Here is a 20,464-nt window from a genome sequence, read left to right on the forward strand (position 1 = left end):
CCCTATTTACAACACCCTATATGTAATTTCTAGTTTGGTTATTTTGTTTTCTGACTCACGTCAAAGAATAACATAAGTTATATCAGAAAAACTAAATATAAAGTAAAAATCTACAATATCACTAATGTTTAATAATCCTATTCAGATAAATTTACAACTAGTTTCCAGAAATGATCAAAAATATTGTTCGATCTTTCTAAAATATATAGTTCTGAATTGCCAATTCAAGCCAAATCTTATACATAAGAATAAATTATACAAACACAACAATTTTTATTGGCAAATTGAGCTATGCTCACTTTCTCCCCACAATGGCACGGCCAGACCACTATCACGTTAAAAATTCGCCATTTTCACACTAGAAAACCACAACAATTCAGATTATAAATTTGACCTTATAGGTAAATTCAGACTTTAAATCCAACATAATTTACATAAAAAGATACTCAAATAACCGCTCTCCGACTAAAACAACCGTTTTAACTAAATATATCAATGCATCTTCAAAACATTCAGAGGGAGGAGTACATTAAACGCTACACGCTATATGCCAGGCGACTTTTTTTACCAAGATAAGGTAAGACTCTCTATGCTAACAGTTAAAAAATCCAGCAAATTGGATAATGTTTGTTATGACATCCGTGGCCCTGTACTCAAGGAAGCTAAACGCCTCGAAGAAGAAGGTAATAAAGTCCTCAAATTAAATATTGGCAACCCAGCCCCCTTTGGTTTTGAAGCACCAGATGAAATCTTGGTGGATGTTATCCGTAACTTACCCACCGCACAGGGTTATTCAGATTCTAAAGGTCTGTATTCCGCACGCAAAGCTATCATGCAACATTATCAAGCCCGGAATATGATGGACGTGACCGTTGAAGATATTTATATCGGCAATGGTGTTTCTGAATTAATCGTTCAGGCAATGCAAGCATTACTGAATACGGGTGATGAAATGCTGGTTCCTGCACCTGATTATCCTCTCTGGACTGCGGCGGTTTCACTTTCCAGTGGCAAAGCCGTACATTATATGTGTGATGAAGGAGCAGATTGGTTTCCTGACTTAAATGATATCCGTAACAAAATTACGCCTCGAACACGTGGAATAGTGATTATTAACCCTAATAATCCAACGGGTGCTGTATATAGTAAGGAACTGTTGTTGGAAGTTGTTGAAATAGCCCGGCAACACAATTTGATTATTTTTGCTGATGAAATTTACGACAAAATCTTATATGACGATGCAGAACATCATTCAATTGCCGCCCTCGCGCCTGATCTGTTAACGGTAACATTTAATGGATTATCCAAAACATATCGGGTTGCAGGTTTTCGTCAAGGCTGGATGGTATTAAACGGCCCGAAGAAACACGCCAAGAGCTATATTGAAGGTTTGGAGATGCTGGCATCAATGCGTTTATGTGCCAATGTGCCAATGCAACACGCTATTCAAACTGCTTTAGGCGGTTACCAAAGTATCAGTGAATTCATTTTACCTGGTGGCCGTTTGTATGAGCAGCGTAACCGAGCATGGGAATTAATTAATCAAATCCCCGGCGTTTCCTGCGTGAAACCTAAAGGCGCTTTATATATGTTTCCAAAAATTGATGCGAAACGTTTTAATGTTCACGATGACCAGAAGATGGTGCTTGACCTGTTATTACAAGAGAAGGTCTTGTTAGTGCAGGGAACTGCATTTAACTGGCCGGAACCTGACCATCTCCGCATCGTAACCCTACCAAGGCTTGATGAACTGGAGATGGCAATTCAGAAATTCGCCCGATTTATTGGCAAATATCATCAGTAAAAATAAGAGCCGTTCATGGAAAAATATTACTGATAACGGACATTATTCATACCATGCGTTCTATTGGAATAGAAGAAAACCTCTTTCTTCTATTCCAATAAGTCTAGCCTACCCGCTTTTTCTTCACTGGTGAAAACCTCACCTGTCAGATAGAAATCCTTGATAACCACTTCCATAACTTTCTTTATTGATACCCAATGATCACTCTCTGCAAAATAAGGTCAATAAATTTTCATTTTTTACCGGTAACACAGACTAATTTTTTTATTTTCATGGCCGATTTTTGCAGTGATTATATAAGGCATTAGCAAGATATAAAAGAATTAAACATTGCATTTATTAAACTTAATAAAAGAGAACACCTGAATAAATAACAAACCATTGTAAATTATATGAAATTTTTGTATATAAATTGTATGCAAAATGGAGTAAAAACATAAATTTCTTTTAAAAAATATATCTATTACGATTATAACATTGCCAGTTAATAGTAAATGTAAATTAATCACATTAACCTTTCTATACAGTCTGGATACCAGTTTTAATGTGTACCAGATAAATAGCCAATTTCCCTATTAAAACAAGGGATAAAAATAAGAAACGATTTTAAGGTTTACTTTACCCCTCTCCACCGCTCACAATAAAAACAACATTTACTGTAAGAGATGATTATGAGCCACTTTTTTGCCCACCTTTCCCGTTTGAAACTGATTAACCGTTGGCCTCTGATGCGCAATGTACGTACAGAAAATGTATCTGAACATAGCTTACAGGTGGCCTTTGTCGCACACGCCTTAGCCATTATCAAAAACCGCGAATTTGGTGGCAATGTGAATGCTGAACGCATTGCGTTGCTGGCTATGTATCACGATGCCAGCGAAGTTATCACCGGAGATTTACCCACTCCGGTCAAATATCACAATCCACATATCGCACGGGAATACAAAAAGATAGAAAAAATCGCGCGGAAAAAATTACTGGAAATGCTGCCAACAGAGCTGCAAGAGGATTTCCGTCCAATCCTAGATGACAGCCAGCATACAACAGAAGAAACTTTTATCATTAAACAGGCCGATTCCCTATGTGCTTACCTCAAATGTCTGGAAGAATTATCGGCAGGTAACCATGAATTCAATCTGGCGAAAGCCCGACTTGAAAAAACCCTGGCTGATCGTCACAGCCAGGAGATGGATTACTTTATGAAAGTTTTTGTACCGGGATTCAGCCTGTCATTGGACGAAATTAGCCTTGATATTCCACATTAGAATGGAAACAACCAAGGGACAATCAGCACACTTATCACCATCACCAGTATGGTAAATGGCACGCCCAAACGGACAAAATCGGAAAACTTATAACCACCGGGGCCAAGAACCAGCGTATTCACTGGGGACGAAACCGGGGTCATAAATGCGGCGGAAGCGGCCACACCAATAATCATGGCAAATGGCATGGGAGATACTGCCATTTCACGCGCCGCAGCAATGGCTATCGGTGCCATTAATACCGCCGTTGCCGTGTTGGAAATAAACAAACCGATTACGGCACAAAGTATAAACAGACATAACAGCATCACCCTCGGCCCCATATCACCGGCAATATCCATCAAGCCACGGACAATCAGATCAATCCCGCCGGTTTTCTGTAATGCCAGTGCAAACGGCATCATCCCGACAATCAGGATAATACTGGGCCAATGAATAGAACGGTACGCACTTTCCATATCAATACAACGGAATTTTCCCATCAACAGGCAAGCTATCAATGCGGCAATCACATTGGGTACTTCATCGGTAAGCATCATGGCTACCATCAGCGCCAGACTAAAAAGCGCATGTGGCGCTTGAGACGTTGCCGGGGCCATCTCTTCGATCTCAACCGGCAGATTAAGGACAATAAAATCGCGCATTTTGGTTTGCAGGACACGTATCAGTTTCCAGTCACCAATAACCAACAAAATATCACCAAGTTGCAGTGGCGCATCGACCAATTTACCCGACAACGATTCACCATCACGTCGAATACCAACAACATTCAAACCATAGCAGGTACGAAAACCGATTTCCCGCAGTGACTTACCTAATAAATCCGACTCCGGGATCAGAGAAACTTCAGCCATACCTACGTTACGAGATCGTTCAGAGAAATACTCCCCGCGCAGCACCATTGGCTCTAATAATTGCTCACTGCAAAACTCACGCAGATCCACCTCACTGTCTGACATATCAATCAGCAATACATCCCGTTCTCTCAATTCGGTATTGCCCATCGCGCTGACCATAACGCGCCGGAAACGCCGCCAACGCTCAATACCAACGACATTAGCCCCATAGCGAGCACGCAAATTTGACTCATCAAGAGAAAGACCTATCAGCGGGGAACCTGGGCGGATCGCCAGACGACGCGCGCGGCCTGATAATTTATAGTCACGGATAAGATCACGAAAAGTGCGGCGATTCCATTTGTCATGACCTTTATCCGATTGATTATTTCCCAACCAATGGCGAGCGATCAGCATATAACCAATACCGGCAAACAGAATCAAAACACCAATAGGGGTAATAGAGAAAAATTTGAAACCGGGCAACCCTTCCCGTATCAACTCACTGTTAACCACCATATTGGGTGGCGTTGCGACCAATGTCATCATGCCACTGATAAGCCCGGCAAAACTCAAGGGCATCATCAACCGCCCCGGCGAAATTTTCATTCTTGCCGCCACACTGAGCACCACCGGAATGAAAATCGCAACCACCCCCGTAGAGCTCATAAAAGCACCAAGCCCCGCAACCGTCATCATCAGTAACGCCAACATTTTGGTTTCGCTGTTTCCGGCAGCCCTTACTAGCCAATCCCCCATTTGATAAGCGACACCGGTTCTCACCAACCCTTCACCAATAACAAACAGGGCAGCTATCAGCAACACATTGGGATCACTAAAACCGCTGGTCGCTTCACCGAGCGTCAACGTTCCACTCATGACAAACGCGATAATCACCAATAATGCAACAATATCCATGCGCAGTTTATTGGTAGTAAAAAGAACAATAGCTATCAGCAGCAGGGTCAATACCCACAAGAGTTCGCTATTCAAAATGGCCTCTATCAACAAAAAAGAAGATATTAGTGTCGAAAACTTGGCTAGTAGACCATTTTATTGAGGGAAAAGCTCCAGTTGCGATCAACAATGTGTCTACTTTTCATCATGAATCTTAAATATCATCAAGAAACGACCGATCGAGTTGTTTAAATGCGCGTTTCAGCAATTCTGCGAGAGATTGATAAGTTGGCGTTTGCTGCACTGGCGCCATTGCGATACCGGCTGCGGCAAATTTATCACGGATTTCATGAAACCATTTCAGCAATGCCGCTGGTAACGGTGTTGATGCCCGCTTCCCCAACCACCATAATCCTTGCATAGGTAAACTACAGGCAAACAGCGCAGTCGCCACCGCTGGGCCAAGCTGACCACCCAGTGCGATTTGCCACGTCAGCGTAAAAATAGCCAACGGTGGCATAAACCGGATACCAAAGCGGGTTGCCTTAATAATCCGATTTTCAGGAAACATGGGCGCCAACTGTTTCTCAATCGGCCAAGTTTTCATGTATTGCTGTCCCAGTTGCATCTTTCTCATCCATCCATTACTGGCGGGAGGTATTGCGCTCATCATGACCTCAATCAATTAAAAACACATTTTTTAAAAAAACATTGTAAATGATAAAATATTTTTTGTAGGATTAAGTATATTTTGTCTTTGCTGCTGGCTATCGGTATCCTACATTCACTTTTATGTTATACACAGCAGTAAAGCGGCATATTTTACTTTTTTTACTGCATTTAGGCTCATTTTGTTAACAAATCACTCTATCTCTTAACATCAGAGCTAGCAAAAAAGGTTTTTTGAAAATTTAAACCTTATCATCATGCTCTTCGCACTTAGCATGATGTTAATCATTTAATGTCATCACTATATGCTCTACGCTGATGAGTAATTGACGTTTTATTAATCACATGTCTTATCTGTAAGACTCAATGACAAACACGATATAGGTACTTCCATGTCAAGTAAGCTGGTACTGGTCCTCAATTGCGGTAGCTCTTCTCTGAAATTTGCTATCATCGATCCTGCTAACGGTGAAGAATATCTTTCTGGTCTAGCTGAATGTTTTAACCTGCCTGAAGCCCGCATTAAGTGGAAAATGGATGGCGCAAAACATGAAGCCGCTTTAGGTGCTGGTGCAGCCCACAGTGAAGCATTGAACTTTATTGTTAATACGATTCTGGCCGAAAAACCAGAACTTTCTGCTCAAATCGCCGCCATCGGTCACCGCATTGTTCACGGCGGTGAAAAGTTCACCGCATCCGTCACCATCAATGATGAAGTTATTCAGGGCATTAAAGATGCGGTTCCATTCGCACCATTGCATAACCCTGCTCACTTGATTGGCATTGAAGAAGCGAAAAAAGGTTTCCCACACCTGACTGACAAAAACGTTGCTGTATTCGATACCGCTTTCCATCAGACCATGCCGGAAGAGGCTTACCTCTATGCCCTGCCATACAACCTGTATAAAGAGCACGGCATTCGTCGTTATGGCGCTCATGGAACCAGCCACTTCTTCGTTTCCCGTGAAACGGCAAAAACGCTCAACAAACCGGTTGAAGAGCTGAATGTTATCGTCTGCCACCTGGGTAATGGTGGCTCTATCTCGGCTATCGTTAATGGTCAGTGCGTTGACACCTCCATGGGATTGACGCCACTGGAAGGTCTGGTCATGGGTACCCGCAGTGGTGACATCGACCCGGCGATCATTTTCCATCTGCATGATTCACTGGGCATGAACGTTGAACAAATCAACAAACTGTTGACCAAAGAATCTGGCTTACTCGGTCTGACCGAAGTCACCAGTGATTGCCGTTATATAGAAGATAACTATGAAACCAAAGCCGATGCTAAACGCGCTATGGATGTCTACTGCCACCGTCTGGCTAAATACGTTGGTGCTTATTCCGCACTGATGGAAGGCCGTTTGGATGCCATTATCTTTACCGGTGGTATTGGTGAAAACTCCTCGCTGGTTCGTGAACTGGTGATGAAAAAACTGGCCCTGTTAGGTTTCGAATATGATCACGACCGCAACCTGGCGGCCCGCTTCGGTAAATCCGGTGCTATCACTACCGACAACAGTCGTCTTGCTTTAGTGATCCCAACCAATGAAGAATTGGTGATCGCTCAAGATGCGGCGCGCCTGACCGCGTAATCATTTCACCAACCGCCAGCCACTGCTGGCGGTACTATTTTTGACCAACGAGCAACCGTAAAGAGGTTTCCGTGTCCCGTACAATTATGTTGATCCCTACTAGCACCAGCGTCGGCCTGACCAGTGTTAGTTTAGGTGTAATCCGCTCAATGGAGCAAAAAGGCGTCAGCCTGAGTGTTTTCAAACCTATCGCCCAACCCCGTTGCTGTGGCACCCAAGATCAAACCACCACCATTATCCGCTCTCATGCCAGCATAAAGACCGCTGAACCGCTGAACATGGCGCATGTAGAATCCTTGCTGACAACCAATCAGAAAGATGTACTAATGGAAAAGATCGTGGCCCTTTACCACGAAAACACCAAAGATGCGGAAGTCATTCTGATTGAAGGTCTGGTTCCAACCCGCAAACATTCATTCGCTCAATCTCTCAACTATGAAATTGCCAAGACCCTGAACGCTGAAATCGTATTCGTATTGGCGCTAGGTAACGATTCCCCGGAACAGTTGAAAGAACGTGTTGAACTGGCTCGTGCTGAATTTGGTGGCAGCAAAAACCAAAATATTACCGGTGTTATTATCAACAAACTGAATGCGCCGGTTGATGATCAAGGCCGTACCCGTCCAGATCTGTCAGAAATCTTTGACGAATCCTCAAAAGCCATCGTATCCAACATCGATCCGAACACGCTGTTCAAAAATAGCCCATTGCCAATCTTGGGTTGCATTCCATGGAATTTCGACCTGATTGCAACTCGTGCAATCGATATGGCAAAACACCTGAATGCCCGTATTATCAACGAAGGTGCGATCAAAACCCGTCGTGTGAAATCCGTGACTTTCTGTGCACGCAGCATTCCACATATGCTGGAACACTTCCGTCCCGGTTCCCTGCTAGTCACTTCTGCTGATCGCCCAGACGTTCTGGTTTCAGCCTGTCTGGCGGCTATGAATGGCGTTGAAATCGGTGCGATTCTGCTAACGGGTGGCTATGCCATCGATGAATCAATTAAGCAATTGTGTGAACGTGCCTTCAACACTGGCTTACCCGTCTTTATGGTTGATACCAACACCTGGCAAACTTCCCTGAGCCTGCAAAGTTTCAGCCTGGAAGTCCCGGCGGATGACCATGAACGTATTGAAAAACTGCAAAACTACGTCGCACACCATATCAGCAAAGAGTGGATCGACTCCCTGACAGCGAACTCTGAACGCCCACACCGCCTCTCTCCACCCGCATTCCGTTATCAATTAACAGAACTGGCACGCAAAGCAGGCAAACGCATTGTTCTGCCGGAAGGTGACGAACCTCGTACCGTGAAAGCGGCATCTATCTGTGCTGATCGCGGTATCGCGCAATGTGTTCTACTGGGTGATCCAGAAGAGATCCGTCGTGTTGCCGCTGCTCAGGGCGTAGAACTGGGTGCAGGTATTGAAATTGTTGATCCAGTTGCTGTGCGTGAACGTTATGTCCCACGTCTGGTTGAACTGCGTAAAAACAAAGGCATGACCGAAGTCGTTGCACGCGAACAACTGGAAGACAACGTTGTTCTGGGTACGTTGATGCTGGAACAGAGCGAAGTTGATGGTTTGGTTTCCGGTGCGGTACACACCACGGCAAACACTATCCGTCCGCCATTGCAATTAATCAAAACCGCACCGGGTAGCTCGCTGGTATCATCCGTATTCTTTATGCTATTGCCAGAACAGGTTCTGGTTTACGGAGACTGTGCAATCAACCCAGATCCGACGGCTGAACAACTGTCTGAAATCGCCATTCAATCTGCGGATTCAGCTAAAGCGTTTGGTATCGAACCGCGCGTTGCCATGATCTCCTACTCTACCGGTAACTCCGGTGCGGGCAGTGATGTTGAAAAAGTTCGTGAAGCAACTCGTTTGGCACAGGAAAAACGTCCAGATCTGATCATTGATGGCCCATTGCAATATGACGCCGCAATCATGGCGGACGTGGCGAAATCCAAAGCACCAAACTCACCGGTTGCCGGTCAAGCTACCGTGTTCATCTTCCCTGATCTGAACACCGGTAACACCACCTACAAAGCCGTACAACGTTCTGCGGATCTGGTTTCTATCGGGCCAATGCTGCAAGGTATGCGTAAACCAGTGAACGATTTGTCCCGTGGCGCTTTAGTAGACGATATTGTTTACACTGTCGCACTGACTGCGATTCAATCAGCGCAGGGAGAAGCGTAACCGTTTCTTGCACACGCTAATCACATTAATAAGGTCTGACCTTCTTACAGGGTTCAGACCTTTGAATTTATTCTTCTGTGTTATAAACGCTACACCAATCTTATTTGATGAAATTGGGCATAATTAGTCTGTCTGGTGATTTGTTTTAATTCAATACAATTTATAGAAGATTAAGGATCATAACCCGTAATGGGTTGTTTTCAGCACTAATAAGTTTAATCGCTAACACACAACATACCAATATCAGCATCGGTCTTATTAAACGAGGACCTACTTTAACAGCACAACGAGCACCTAACTGTGCTCCGACAAAAGACGCTATGGCCATTGCTAAAGCCAATGGCCATATAATGACGCCTTTAGTGATAAAGATAAATAACGCACCAATATTGCATGAAGCGTTTGCTAACTTAGTAAAACTCATTGCCCGCATCATATCGAGGCCACAGAAGAACATAAAACTCATCATGAGAAAAGAACCCGTTCCTGGGCCAAATATGCCATCATAAAAGCCAAGTACTGGCGCGATTAAAAATGAAAATAACAATACAGATATTCTTTTCCTATTACTTCTCCCACTAAGTTTCGGAGCGAAGATAAAATAAATTGCGACGACGATTAATAATATTGGCACACAAGCTTCTAATACTCTCTTACTAACAATACTAACAAATAATGCACCAATAACTCCTCCTAATGCGCTAAAAAGTATTAAAAACACTGACTTTCTCCACTCAATTAACCCTTTACGCGCAAAAGTTACAGTAGCTGATATACTAGCCGAAGTTGCCTGGAATTTATTGGTAGCCATAGCACTGATAGGTTCTATTCCTGCAAGAAATAGCGCGGGTAATGTTATTAATCCTCCACCACCTGCTATTGCATCAAAAAAACCCGCCAAAAAAGCAATAGTTGCTAGTATGCCTATTAGGTCCCATTCCATCATGATTCCACATATTATTAAACGTTTTAAAATAGCTTGAATTATTAATAATGCAAGCTATTCAAATAGATTTTCATGATTGTGCTTTACATTCAGCCAGCCCTTATACGTCGTAGAATATAATACACTTACAAATTCGATTAAAAAAAGCATCGGTGTAACGCTACTTTAAAATTTCCATATAATATAATTAGAATACGAAATAATAACTATATTTTACTTTATTGCAACAACATAATGAGAAATGATTTAGCCTTTAAGTAATAAAGGATCATCCGAAATGACAATTCCTTCCGCATATTTTGCAAGACCAAACAACCGTACCAACAATCTACGATTGTCCTTTACTACATCCCGACAATGTAATGCCCGATAGTTATTAATAACAATTGCGGATTCTTGTGTTAATACACATTGGTACGGTATAGCGTCGTTAACTGCCTGACAAAATATTTCATATGCTTGTTTGACAATATTTGAGGATTTTTCATCAACGGAAAAACGGTAGGAATTATAACGGATAGAAAAAAAGAATTTTTCATTAAAGTCTATTATAGATACATCCTTACCATCTTCCCCCTCTCCGTCTGCATAAGAATCACTGTATGTAAAATTAAAGCTGTATGACGACAGAGCCAAAACATTAGTTACACCTACTCTTTCTAATACTTCAGGCATTGGAATGACAAGTGTAGGTTCCATTAGAGGATTCCACATTGATGATAAAATCAAAGAAGATGGTGAAGGAGAATGACCATTTTTAGCTTTCACTGCACTCCAATATGGTCCTTCGGTATGAGGGCCAAGAGATAAACCTGAATGAGAACTTAATTCTACTTTACTATTTTCAGAATCAATGTCCTGCAAACCTCCGCCTTTAAAATGAGCAACCAGACGTACTATTTTTCCATAATTTTCAATATCATATGCAAAAGCTCTATGCTCAACAAATTCCAGCAAGATTTGATTGCGAGCAGCCAAATAAAGAATAGGATATTGATTCTCTAGTGAAGAAAATGAGGGTAATTTATTAGGGAGTATGTCATTGGTAACTTCTTTCATCCCTTCAAAAATCAGAGCAGACATTAAACCATCAGAATATACTCTAACCACTTCTCGTTGGCTTTCTGAAAATGTTTGTTTTAATTCTATCCCAGCTTGTACCACAATCATTCTAACTCCGATAACCTGTGGACCACCACGTTTAGCAATATCTTCAGAAAAATAGTGAAGTAGGCTCGCTTGTTGATCATTGAATATAAATAAATTAATTTCCTTATTTCTTGTTATATTACATGATGAAACCGTTTGTGTGTTTTTTTCTATAATTAACTTATATTCCATTTTTTTATACTCTTAGTTATTTTAGTTTCATTAATTACGGTTTTACTCTATCGAGTAAACTATGTTATCAGTTATTAAAATAATTACGAGTACCCAGACACACTTCGAGATTTAATATCATTATATGCTGTGATTTTCATGAAATTATAAATCAGGGTTATACCCATACCTTTTTATAATTTCTTTCGCTTGTTAATTACTATTTATAATTTATTAAAAATACAATACAACTGATATACAATAAATCACAAAAAAATATAAAATTAAACTTTATTCACTAATCTTCCAGACACATCTGGTTTCTATCGGGCCAATGCTGCAAGGTATGCGTAAACCAGTGAACGATTTGTCCCGTGGCGCTTTAGTAGACGATATTGTTTACACTGTCGCACTGACTGCGATTCAATCAGCGCAGGGAGAAGCGTAACCGTTTCTTATCCATAGCAGATTAATGGCTGATAAAGGCTGAATCCTGTGTTTCACTGGGTTCGGCCTTTTTATTTTCCTTTACCTTACTCGCTTTAACATTGCGATAGTGTGTATAATGTGTAATATGTGGCTATCAACAACACACGGAGCATGGTGAAAAGTTCAGAGTTAATAATCAGAGTTAATAAAACTGTTAGAAAAAAATGGCTGGGCTTTAGAGCGAATAAAAGGTAGCCATCATCAATTCAGGCATCCTGATTTTTCGATAGTTATAACCGTTCCTCATCCACGGAAAGACATAAAAATTGGAACATTACACAAGATTATGAAAGATGCCGATCTCAAATGAAGTAACCAGAAATACTCAAATCAGGAGAAGAAAATATGTTATATCCCGCTTTTATTGAAGTTGATACAGATGGCAGTGCAAGCGGCTGGTTTCCTGATGTATCCGGCTGTTATTTTGCTGGCGATACACTTGAAGAAACCTGGCAAGATGCAAAAAGTGCTATTGAGGCACATTTTGAATTATTAGCGCAAAATGAATCAGAACTCCCCAAGGCCAGAACAATGCAAGAACATCTCGCTGAAAATATTTGTGAATATGTTGGTGGTCAATGGTTCTTAATTGATGTCAATATGGATAAATTCGATGGCAGAGCAGAACGGATCAACATTACCTTGCCACATCGTTTATTACATCGTATTGATACCATTGTACATGACCATCCTGAATATAGCAGCAGAAGCGGTTTTCTGGCTCAGGCTGCACGCAATGAACTGCAAAAAACAATTTAATTGTGCCGCATATCTGCGGCACTTCACATTTATATTTATCTGCACAAATTTAAAGTTAATAATAACATGAGTTGCAGAACAAATATTACAGCTATTTTTACGGATTTTTGGATAATAATACATAAGAAACTTGAGATTGTATTTTATGTCCTGATAACCAGTTGTTAAATTCAATCCCTGTCTTATATATACCCTATGGATTTCAAGATGCATCGCGACGGCAAGGGAGTGAATCCCCGGGAGCATAGCGAACTATATGACCAGGGTGAGCGAGTGCAACCAACAAAGAGGCAACTTGAAAGATAACGGGTATATCTACATTCCTGACCCTGTAAATAATTCTATCTCATTATCACTATTTTCAGTTTTCTTATTCGTTAGTGTAAGTTTATTCGATGTGTTGACTGTAAATTTAAGAACACAATTTTCATATATAAGACATTATTTTGGTCTTTGTCAATCCATTTACCGTTATTGCGTTTCTACCTGATTTCTAATGTCCTCCAGATCTTCCATACAGGCGATACTGAAACTGCTAATAACTAATAAAAATGGCGAAATAAAGAAAACCTTTTTATTAAAATTCATGTTTCTCTCCTTACTTGATTTATGGTTTTAGCACTAAATGAAACAAAAATTAATTTCGCTATTATTAAATTGAAATACAATTTACGACATAAATAACAATCTGAATCACAACTCAGGCATAAATAAGAAATTAATAACAACAGAGCATTACAATATAAATCATTTAATTCAATTAATAATCTATCCTTCCTTAAATAAGGATAGATTATTAAATCAAAAAATACAAATTACAGAATTATTAAACTGTAAAATATTTTATTTAAACACATCAGAATCAATATGGGAAAATTTATAAAACAATTTAACGCTGGGATATCTCACAATACGTATAAAGAGTTTAATACCGGCACTCAGGGCGCAGTATTAAATAACGCCACACAAGCAGTTAACTCTCAACTTGCCGGCCAAATCAATGCCAACGCCAATCTGCATGGAAAAGCAGCCCAACTTATTATCAACGAAGTCACTGGAAGCAACCGTTCCGAACTACTGGGACAGCTGGAGGTTGCCGGCCAGAAAGCCAACATCATGATAGCCAACCCCAATGGTATTACCTGTAATGGATGTGGATTTATTAATACCTCAGGAGCAGTATTGACACCGCAATTTGATAAACAAGGTGCACTTGAAGCCCTGAAAGTGACAAAAGGCCAAATCACCATTGGTGGCAAAGGGTTAAATGGCCAGTCAACAGATTATGTCGATATTATCAGCCGGGCTACTGAACTGAATGGAAAAATAATAGAATTTTAGAATCAAAATTAAGCGCCGGAAATAATTTGGTTTTTGATTTTAAAGAATCAATTCTGATAAAAAATAAATTACCTGATGAAGCCAACAGTATTGATCAAATAATATCTGATAATAGCCAGATATCTTTAAATGCAAAGAATATTTTGCTGCACGCCAAAGGCATTGATGTTTCAACCGGGATAAAAGCAGATAATGATATTAATATTATCTCTGACGACACCATTAAAGTATCTTTATCCGCCTTAAATTCTGGAGAAAATATTGCTATAACGGCACTTAATGACATTAACTTATTACAAAGCAATTTAAAAAGTAAAAACGTTGCTTTGATGAGTCATAATGGCAATTTAAATATAAAAGATCCTTTAAGATCTTTTCATTTAGATAATACCCGCTGGCTAAACAAATTAGATGCATCTGACGATTTAAGTTTTTCTGCTGGAAAAAACATTTACATTAAAGATACGTTATTTGCATCCAAAAGTAAAAATATTTCATTCAATGCTAATAAAGATATTACTATTGAACACACAGATGATTTACTGAACCATCATAACATAATGCAACCAATTTCAGTTGATCGAGAAGCAGAACTGTTCAGTAGCTTATCTCCCACAGCAACATTAAATTCATCTGGTTCAATTTTAATGAATAGCGGTGGAAGTCTATCTTTAAACAGAGTAAATTTAGAAGCTGATAAAGATATTGAACTATATGCTGGTTACGATTTTAATCATTATATAAAAGCAATTAATCCTAAGAATTTCAGAGTTTCGACTATCGCCAGATTTCCAAATCTCCAAACTCATATTAAATCTGGCAATAATTTACTCATCAATACACGGCATGATATCACTTTAGAAGGCTCAGACATTTTAACGAAAGGTTCAACCAATTTATTAGCCGGAAACTCAATAAATTTATTATCGATATCTTATAAGTTTTTTGAGGAAACGATGATAGAGATAATGAACTATCTCTTTCCTTTTAAAAATCCGTCTATAAATATGAATTATATTATTACAACGATTAAGGCTGATAAAGATATAAATTTAACAACCGGTGGAAAGCTTTTAGCAGAAGCTACAAAATTATCAGCTAATGGTAATATTATCGCATTTTCTGACGATAATATGAACTTTGAGTCAGTGACTATTTCTGATCGCAACTATTCTAAAGATACTGGACGCGTTGAAAAAACAACCAATAAAGTATCTGAATTAACTGCTGGTGGTATTTTAAAACTATTTACCAATGGAAGTATTTTATTTGAAGCAACTAAATTAACCGCGAAAGGGTTAGGAGCTGTTTGGAAAGATCCTATTCCTGTGTCAAACCATAGTGGTCCGGTAGTCAATGTAGAATCCAAAGTACGAGATGCTCAAGAAAAGCTTGAAATTATTCAAAAGGAAAAAGCTCCCTTAGAAAAAGAAGTGAATGATTTAAAGCTGGCTATTGCAAAAATAGAAGCTCCATTTAACGATTTTCATGAAAAAACAAAAAGAAATGGAAAGCCTAATGGTAACAAAGGTATATTATTCATGAGAGATTTGGCTACTAAAGAAAAACGAGAAAAATTAGCCCTCAAACTTACTGAGTTAAATGAAATAGAATCTAAATTTAAACAAGCTACAAATGTATTATATACAGCTAATAATCAATTAGCCCAAGCTAAACAAGAGGCTAAAAATAAAGGTGATTCTGAAATAAAATTACAAACTGATATAGATGCCCATAATAAAGCAGAAGCAATGCGTATAGGGACTATCGATGTTGCGGCTAAAGGTGGATATTTATATGCCAAAGCACAAATGAATTCAGAGAAACATAAAATAACCCGAAAAAGTTCAAGCGGAGGTTTCTTTGGTGGTACTAAAACAACCACGACAGTTAGTCATAAAACTGGCCATGATGTAAGCGAATTTATTGCGGCTGGAAATATTACTATGCTAAGTCATGATGACAGTACTTATGAAGCGAGTAAAATAGAAGCAGGTAAAAACATTAGACTTATTAGTACTCATGGTTCAGTTAATTTTAAATCTATGCCAAATACTTCATTTGAGCAAACGACTAGTCATTCGAAAGGTTTTTTCATTAAACAATCTAATAGTGGACATAATAACACCACTTGGACATTACCAGCGATATCTGCTGGGAGCTTATTTACTGTAGATGCTAATTCAGGAATTAACGCTGATATTAAGACACAAAAAAGCCAATCTCTGCAAACTGCATTGAAGATGCTTGGAGAAAATCCAGAAACTGCTTGGTTAAAAGATTTAAACAATCGACATGATGTAAAATGGAATGAAGTTCAGGATGCTTATGAGAATTGGAATTACAGTAACCAACAATTAAGCCCGGTAGCTTCTGCTGTTATAGCAATAGCCGTAGCAGCAGTGACTGCGGGATCGAGTTTAGTTGTCGCTGCTGGCGCATCTGCGGCTTCTACCGCTACGGGAGTTGGTGCAGCGACAGCCGCAACAGCAACGACTACAGGCGCTGTTGTTTCCGGCGCAACCATTGCAGGTATATCGTCTTTAGCTTCTAAGGCAGCGGTTACTCTGGTTAATAACCAAGGAAACTTATCTAAAACCTTTAGAGATTTAGGTAATAGTGACACGGTAAAATCCACCATTACTTCAATGGCGATTGGTGGTGCACTGACCGGGTTCGATCAAGCGATGGGTTGGACTGCCACTAAAGATGGCGCTAACGCAGCGGCTTCATCAACCCATTCAAATATCCCTCTATTAAGTAAAGGCGCAGATTGGAGCAAAGTCGCTCAACGTGTTGCTGGACAATCAATTATCAGTTCCAGTTTAAATACCACAATTAATGGTGGCAGCTTTAAAGATAATTTTGCTACAGCATTGCTTGCCAGTGCCGGCAATCAAATTAATGCAGAAGGAGCGAATGTTATAGGAGACTATGGCAAAGTACTCGGCATTCCTGGAAAGGCCATTAGCCATGCAGCAGTATCAGCTATTGCTGCACACATTGGAGGTGGAGATGCAAGGGGCGCAGCCGCTGGCGCACTCGCCGCTGAACTTGGAGCCGTGACGCTGGCTAAGACATTTAATGATCCAGCACAAATTCTGGCAGGCGGCAAAATCATCGGCGGTATTGCCGGTGCATTTGCTACAAATAGTGCACAAGGCGTTAACAGTGGCGCAAATGCGAGTGAAATCGTTCTTGAGCATAACTTCTTTGCGCATGATCTGCTTGAGTTGGACGAAGCAATCAAGGCAGCGAAAGAGAAAGGTGAAGACACAGCCTCTATCTTTGAAAGAAAGCGCAATAACCTAGCAGAACAGCGGGAATCCGTCAAAGCAGAGTGCCAAGCTCATCCGACCATCTGCGCTCTTACACTTCGCGAGTACGCCAATCAAGCACTAGAGTCCGTCGACACCCTTATCGGCAGACTTTATTTTGATCGTAGTGTTGTAGCATTCACCCATGAAGAATCGGCTAAGGATAACGCCGTCATTGACAATTACACAAATGGAACTGGTCAATCACTGGAATATGTGCTTAACGGTGCAAAATTTCTGGGTGGCGAAGACACCAAATTTTCGATGACAGGAAAAAGCATCAAAACACGAGTCCATAACCAACAAGTAAATCCGTCAAATTCTGCGCCAGAGGTAGTTGTAATAAAGACAGAGTCAGGCAAAAAAGGAAATTGGAACAAGGACCTAAACAAACCTCAACCAAATACGATTTATCATGTGGATGGAAATAAAACATACCATACTGATTCCTTGAGCAGACCTGTTAACATTGAGGCTTCATTAACTCTGTCGAGTAATGATCGTAATTACTATCAGCAACGCAAAACTGGTCACCAGGGCAATTCAGGAGATGATGGAGGTCATTTGATAGGCACTATTTTCAATGGCCCAGGTGAAAAGCTTAACATGGTGCCGATGGAATCCAGCTTAAATAGACATGGTGCATGGAGAGATATGGAGAGAACTTGGGCTGATGCGTTAAAAACTGGTAAGACAGTTGATGTGAAGATAAAGCCTACTTATTCTAATGATAGTCTTAGACCTGACAAATTTACTGTGAGTTATTCAGTAGATAATGGTAGAGTTATTGACAGAGTCTTCAAAAATGCTCCGAGCGAAAAATGATGAGAGATGATCAAGAGATTTATAATGATATTGGTAAGGTTTTATTTTCTATAGCTCCTGATGATGCATCTAAGGTCATTGTTAATGCTTCATTAGAACCCAAAAATGATAGCGGTGAGTTTATTTACGATTACGTTAATAAGAATGGCGAAGAAAAATGGATTAATGATACTTATGATGCCAGTCCTCAACTGTTAGATTTACTGGTTGAGTTAAGGATCTATCTTTTAGATAATTTTAAATCGGAAAAACCACCTTTTTGGCATTCCTGTGTTATCACACTTGATATTGAAAAAGTGAAAATCAATGTAAATCTCAAATACGAAGATTAACCCGAAAACGATCCCAGCTATTACGCTGGGATTTTCTTTACCCCAACTTGTTCTCAAGAAGCCAAATCACCAACCGCTTAGAAAGTTCTTGAAGCAGCTTGTTTGGCGTAGGAAAAACGTCCAGATCTGATCATTGATGGCCCATTGCAATACAACTCCGCAATTATGGCAGACGTGGCGAAATCCAAAGTACCAAAACATCTCGCTGAAAACCTTGGCAAATATATTGGTGGTCAATGGATCTTAGTTGACGTCAATATGGATAAATTCGATAACAGAGCAGAACGGTGCACGTAATGAACCGCAAAAAACAATTTAATCGTGCCGCATATTGCGGCACTTTATATTTATCTGCACAAATTTAATGTTGATAATTATATGGTAACAGAACAGAGGTTAAACCTTATTTTTATGGCTTTTTCGGTAACAATACATAAGCAACTTTATGTTGTATTCTTTTTCCTGATAACCATTGGTTAAATTCAGCGCCTACCCTATATTCAGGAGGCTTACAGCTACTCACTTTAGCACCCGATGTTCCTGTTCTACCAAGCCCATATGTCCCCCCACCTTCCGCTTTAAGGCCACACCCATGTCCTCCTTTGTTTACCGGTGTACTGAATTCTTTATATAACCAACCAGATCCTTCTGTAGTGAATTCTATAGTAATTTTGGGCTTTTCACTTTTCGGATATGTTATTGCATAAGTATATTCAGGTGTAATTCCACAATAGCTTTCTTCTGTAACACAAGGGATTGCATTATATTTATTGCTGTCTAATGATATATATTCATTTTTGCCCATCCCTCTATACCAATAACTTGCTTTTTCTGCATTATAATCCTGGTTATGAGTAGAAGTGTTATTTAATTCAACGTCATTTCTCTTTTCAAAACCGCTTAATTTCGCTCTAAGTTTGCAATTTTCATACAGCGACATCACTTCAGTATTTTGCAGGCCATTGCTTCTTATTACTTTTTTTACCTCAGTTCTAACTTCCTCCGGATCTTCCACACAGGCCATACTGAAACTACTAATCGCTAATAAAAACGGGGAAATAAGGAAAAATTTTTTATTCAAATGCATGCTTCTCTCCTTGCTTTATTTATGGTTTTATACCCTTCATCTTTCAAGCTGCTGCTTTGTTGGCTACTTTCACTCACCCCAGTCACATAGTTATCTATGCTCCTGGGGATTCGCTCACTTGCCGCCGCGCTGCAACTCGAAATCTATTAGGTATATCACTCAATGGAACAAAAATGAATTTCGGTATTATTAAATTGAAATACAATTTACGACATAAATAATAATTTAAATCACAATTTAGACATAAATAAGAAATTAATAACAATAGAACATTACAATATAAATCATTTAATTCAATTAGTTATTATTACCTTCCTTAAATAAGGATAGATTATTAAATCAAAAAATACAAATTACAGAATTATTAAACTGTAAAATATTTTATTTAAACACATCAAAATCAATATGGGAAAATTTATAAAACAATTTCAATAACATATAAAATAAACAATTTATCAATATTCAAACGTTATATACCCAAGAAACTTCAAGATGCAGTTTTTAGCACCTGAAAATGGTCGTTAATTCTAGACGTCAGCGAGTCCGCTATATCAGGTAACGTTGTGGTGAAAAATTTGAAGACTTTGTCTCGAAATTCATGCTTATCAGCGAAATAACGGTTATTTCGAACCTGTTCATTCATGACCTTCCATAATCGCTCTATCGGGTTTAAATTTGGGCTGTATGGAGGAAGGTAATGTAACTCAATATTGCTAACATAAGCCCACTCCTTCACAAGATGAGCTTTGTTGTAACCCGCCCCATCCAC

General features: G+C 39.7%; 14 protein-coding genes and 3 pseudogenes. 11 read left to right on the forward strand and 6 right to left on the reverse strand.

Annotated features, from left to right (window positions below; genetic code table 11):
- The first annotated feature begins 589 nt into the window (after window positions 1-589).
- Together D3222_RS18225 and yfbR are read left to right on the forward strand one after the other, a co-directional pair.
- The gene (locus tag D3222_RS18225; protein ID WP_118987419.1) at window positions 590-1,804 is read left to right on the forward strand and encodes a pyridoxal phosphate-dependent aminotransferase; all 1,215 of its coding nucleotides are present in this window, start codon (window positions 590-592) and stop codon (window positions 1,802-1,804) included.
- Between the two features lie 671 nt (window positions 1,805-2,475).
- On the forward strand, window positions 2,476-3,069 hold the full coding sequence (gene yfbR / locus D3222_RS18230) for a 5'-deoxynucleotidase (RefSeq protein ID WP_118987420.1): 594 nt from the start codon (window positions 2,476-2,478) through the stop codon (window positions 3,067-3,069).
- On the opposite strand, the gene D3222_RS18235 is transcribed toward yfbR, so the two are convergent.
- The gene (locus D3222_RS18235; RefSeq protein ID WP_118987421.1) at window positions 3,066-4,898 is read right to left on the reverse strand and encodes an SLC13 family permease; all 1,833 of its coding nucleotides are present in this window, start codon (window positions 4,896-4,898) and stop codon (window positions 3,066-3,068) included. The genes yfbR and D3222_RS18235 overlap by 4 nt on opposite strands.
- Before the next feature lie 118 nt (window positions 4,899-5,016).
- Complete coding sequence (gene yfbV, locus D3222_RS18240) at window positions 5,017-5,472, reverse strand: terminus macrodomain insulation protein YfbV (protein ID WP_118987422.1); 456 nt, start codon at window positions 5,470-5,472, stop codon at window positions 5,017-5,019.
- 391 nt (window positions 5,473-5,863) lie between these two features.
- Between yfbV and ackA the strand changes: the two genes are divergently transcribed.
- Window positions 5,864-7,066, forward strand: coding sequence for an acetate kinase (ackA, locus tag D3222_RS18245; RefSeq protein WP_118987423.1), 1,203 nt, complete (start codon window positions 5,864-5,866; stop codon window positions 7,064-7,066).
- A gap of 86 nt (window positions 7,067-7,152) precedes the next feature.
- Entirely contained in the window at window positions 7,153-9,279 is a 2,127-nt protein-coding gene (gene pta / locus D3222_RS18250; RefSeq protein WP_198672860.1) for a phosphate acetyltransferase, read from the forward strand.
- Window positions 9,280-9,439: 160 nt separating this feature from the next.
- Here the strand turns inward: pta and D3222_RS18255 are convergent, their stop codons facing one another.
- Together D3222_RS18255 and D3222_RS18260 are read right to left on the reverse strand one after the other, a co-directional pair.
- Window positions 9,440-10,225, reverse strand: coding sequence for a TSUP family transporter (locus tag D3222_RS18255; protein WP_232832573.1), 786 nt, complete (start codon window positions 10,223-10,225; stop codon window positions 9,440-9,442).
- Window positions 10,226-10,471: 246 nt separating this feature from the next.
- Window positions 10,472-11,566 carry a hypothetical protein gene (locus D3222_RS18260; RefSeq protein WP_198672858.1) on the reverse strand — a complete coding sequence of 365 codons (1,095 nt, stop codon included), beginning with the start codon at window positions 11,564-11,566 and terminating at the stop codon, window positions 10,472-10,474.
- A 295-nt stretch (window positions 11,567-11,861) separates the two neighbouring features.
- Between D3222_RS18260 and D3222_RS18265 the strand changes: the two are divergent.
- The 7 genes and pseudogenes from D3222_RS18265 to D3222_RS26145 all read left to right on the forward strand — a co-directional run.
- Window positions 11,862-11,993, forward strand: a pseudogene (locus D3222_RS18265) (phosphate acyltransferase); the annotation flags it as partial.
- Between the two features lie 186 nt (window positions 11,994-12,179).
- The gene (locus D3222_RS18270; protein ID WP_118987432.1) at window positions 12,180-12,344 is read left to right on the forward strand and encodes a type II toxin-antitoxin system HicA family toxin; all 165 of its coding nucleotides are present in this window, start codon (window positions 12,180-12,182) and stop codon (window positions 12,342-12,344) included.
- A 35-nt stretch (window positions 12,345-12,379) separates the two neighbouring features.
- Window positions 12,380-12,793 carry a type II toxin-antitoxin system HicB family antitoxin gene (locus tag D3222_RS18275; protein ID WP_118987426.1) on the forward strand — a complete coding sequence of 138 codons (414 nt, stop codon included), beginning with the start codon at window positions 12,380-12,382 and terminating at the stop codon, window positions 12,791-12,793.
- A gap of 894 nt (window positions 12,794-13,687) precedes the next feature.
- Window positions 13,688-14,122, forward strand: a pseudogene (locus D3222_RS18280) (two-partner secretion domain-containing protein); the annotation flags it as partial.
- 38 nt (window positions 14,123-14,160) lie between these two features.
- A complete protein-coding gene (locus tag D3222_RS18285; protein ID WP_118987427.1) occupies window positions 14,161-18,276 on the forward strand; it encodes a DUF637 domain-containing protein in 4,116 nt (1,371 codons plus the stop codon).
- A complete protein-coding gene (locus D3222_RS18290; protein WP_232832576.1) occupies window positions 18,273-18,608 on the forward strand; it encodes an immunity protein YezG family protein in 336 nt (111 codons plus the stop codon). The genes D3222_RS18285 and D3222_RS18290 overlap by 4 nt, the downstream gene beginning before the upstream one ends.
- Window positions 18,609-18,719: 111 nt before the next feature.
- Window positions 18,720-18,803: pseudogene (locus tag D3222_RS26145) on the forward strand (phosphate acyltransferase); the annotation flags it as partial.
- Between the two features lie 214 nt (window positions 18,804-19,017).
- Here the strand turns inward: D3222_RS26145 and D3222_RS18300 are convergent.
- Both D3222_RS18300 and D3222_RS18305 read right to left on the reverse strand, forming a co-directional pair.
- On the reverse strand, window positions 19,018-19,695 hold the full coding sequence (locus tag D3222_RS18300) for a hypothetical protein (RefSeq protein ID WP_118987429.1): 678 nt from the start codon (window positions 19,693-19,695) through the stop codon (window positions 19,018-19,020).
- Window positions 19,696-20,182: 487 nt separating this feature from the next.
- On the reverse strand, window positions 20,183-20,464 hold a 282-nt coding region (locus D3222_RS18305; RefSeq protein WP_198672859.1), incomplete at its 5' end, for a transposase.

This window comes from Photorhabdus sp. CRCIA-P01 (assembly GCF_003545805.1).
In the GTDB taxonomy this organism is placed as follows: Bacteria; Pseudomonadota; Gammaproteobacteria; order Enterobacterales; family Enterobacteriaceae; genus Photorhabdus; species Photorhabdus antumapuensis.

Bases quoted from the DNA above. Each gene is read 5' to 3' on its own strand.
- D3222_RS18260 (WP_198672858.1), bottom strand. From the start codon at position 11,566: ATGGAATATAAGTTAATTATAGAAAAAAACACACAAACGGTTTCATCA.
- ackA (WP_118987423.1), top strand. From the start codon at position 5,864: ATGTCAAGTAAGCTGGTACTGGTCCTCAATTGCGGTAGCTCTTCTCTG.
- yfbV (WP_118987422.1), bottom strand. From the start codon at position 5,472: ATGAGCGCAATACCTCCCGCCAGTAATGGATGGATGAGAAAGATGCAA.
- D3222_RS18275 (WP_118987426.1), top strand. From the start codon at position 12,380: ATGTTATATCCCGCTTTTATTGAAGTTGATACAGATGGCAGTGCAAGC.
- pta (WP_198672860.1), top strand. From the start codon at position 7,153: ATGTTGATCCCTACTAGCACCAGCGTCGGCCTGACCAGTGTTAGTTTA.
- D3222_RS18225 (WP_118987419.1), top strand. From the start codon at position 590: ATGCTAACAGTTAAAAAATCCAGCAAATTGGATAATGTTTGTTATGAC.
- D3222_RS18255 (WP_232832573.1), bottom strand. From the start codon at position 10,225: ATGATGGAATGGGACCTAATAGGCATACTAGCAACTATTGCTTTTTTG.
- yfbR (WP_118987420.1), top strand. From the start codon at position 2,476: ATGAGCCACTTTTTTGCCCACCTTTCCCGTTTGAAACTGATTAACCGT.
- D3222_RS18300 (WP_118987429.1), bottom strand. From the start codon at position 19,695: ATGCATTTGAATAAAAAATTTTTCCTTATTTCCCCGTTTTTATTAGCG.
- D3222_RS18290 (WP_232832576.1), top strand. From the start codon at position 18,273: ATGATGAGAGATGATCAAGAGATTTATAATGATATTGGTAAGGTTTTA.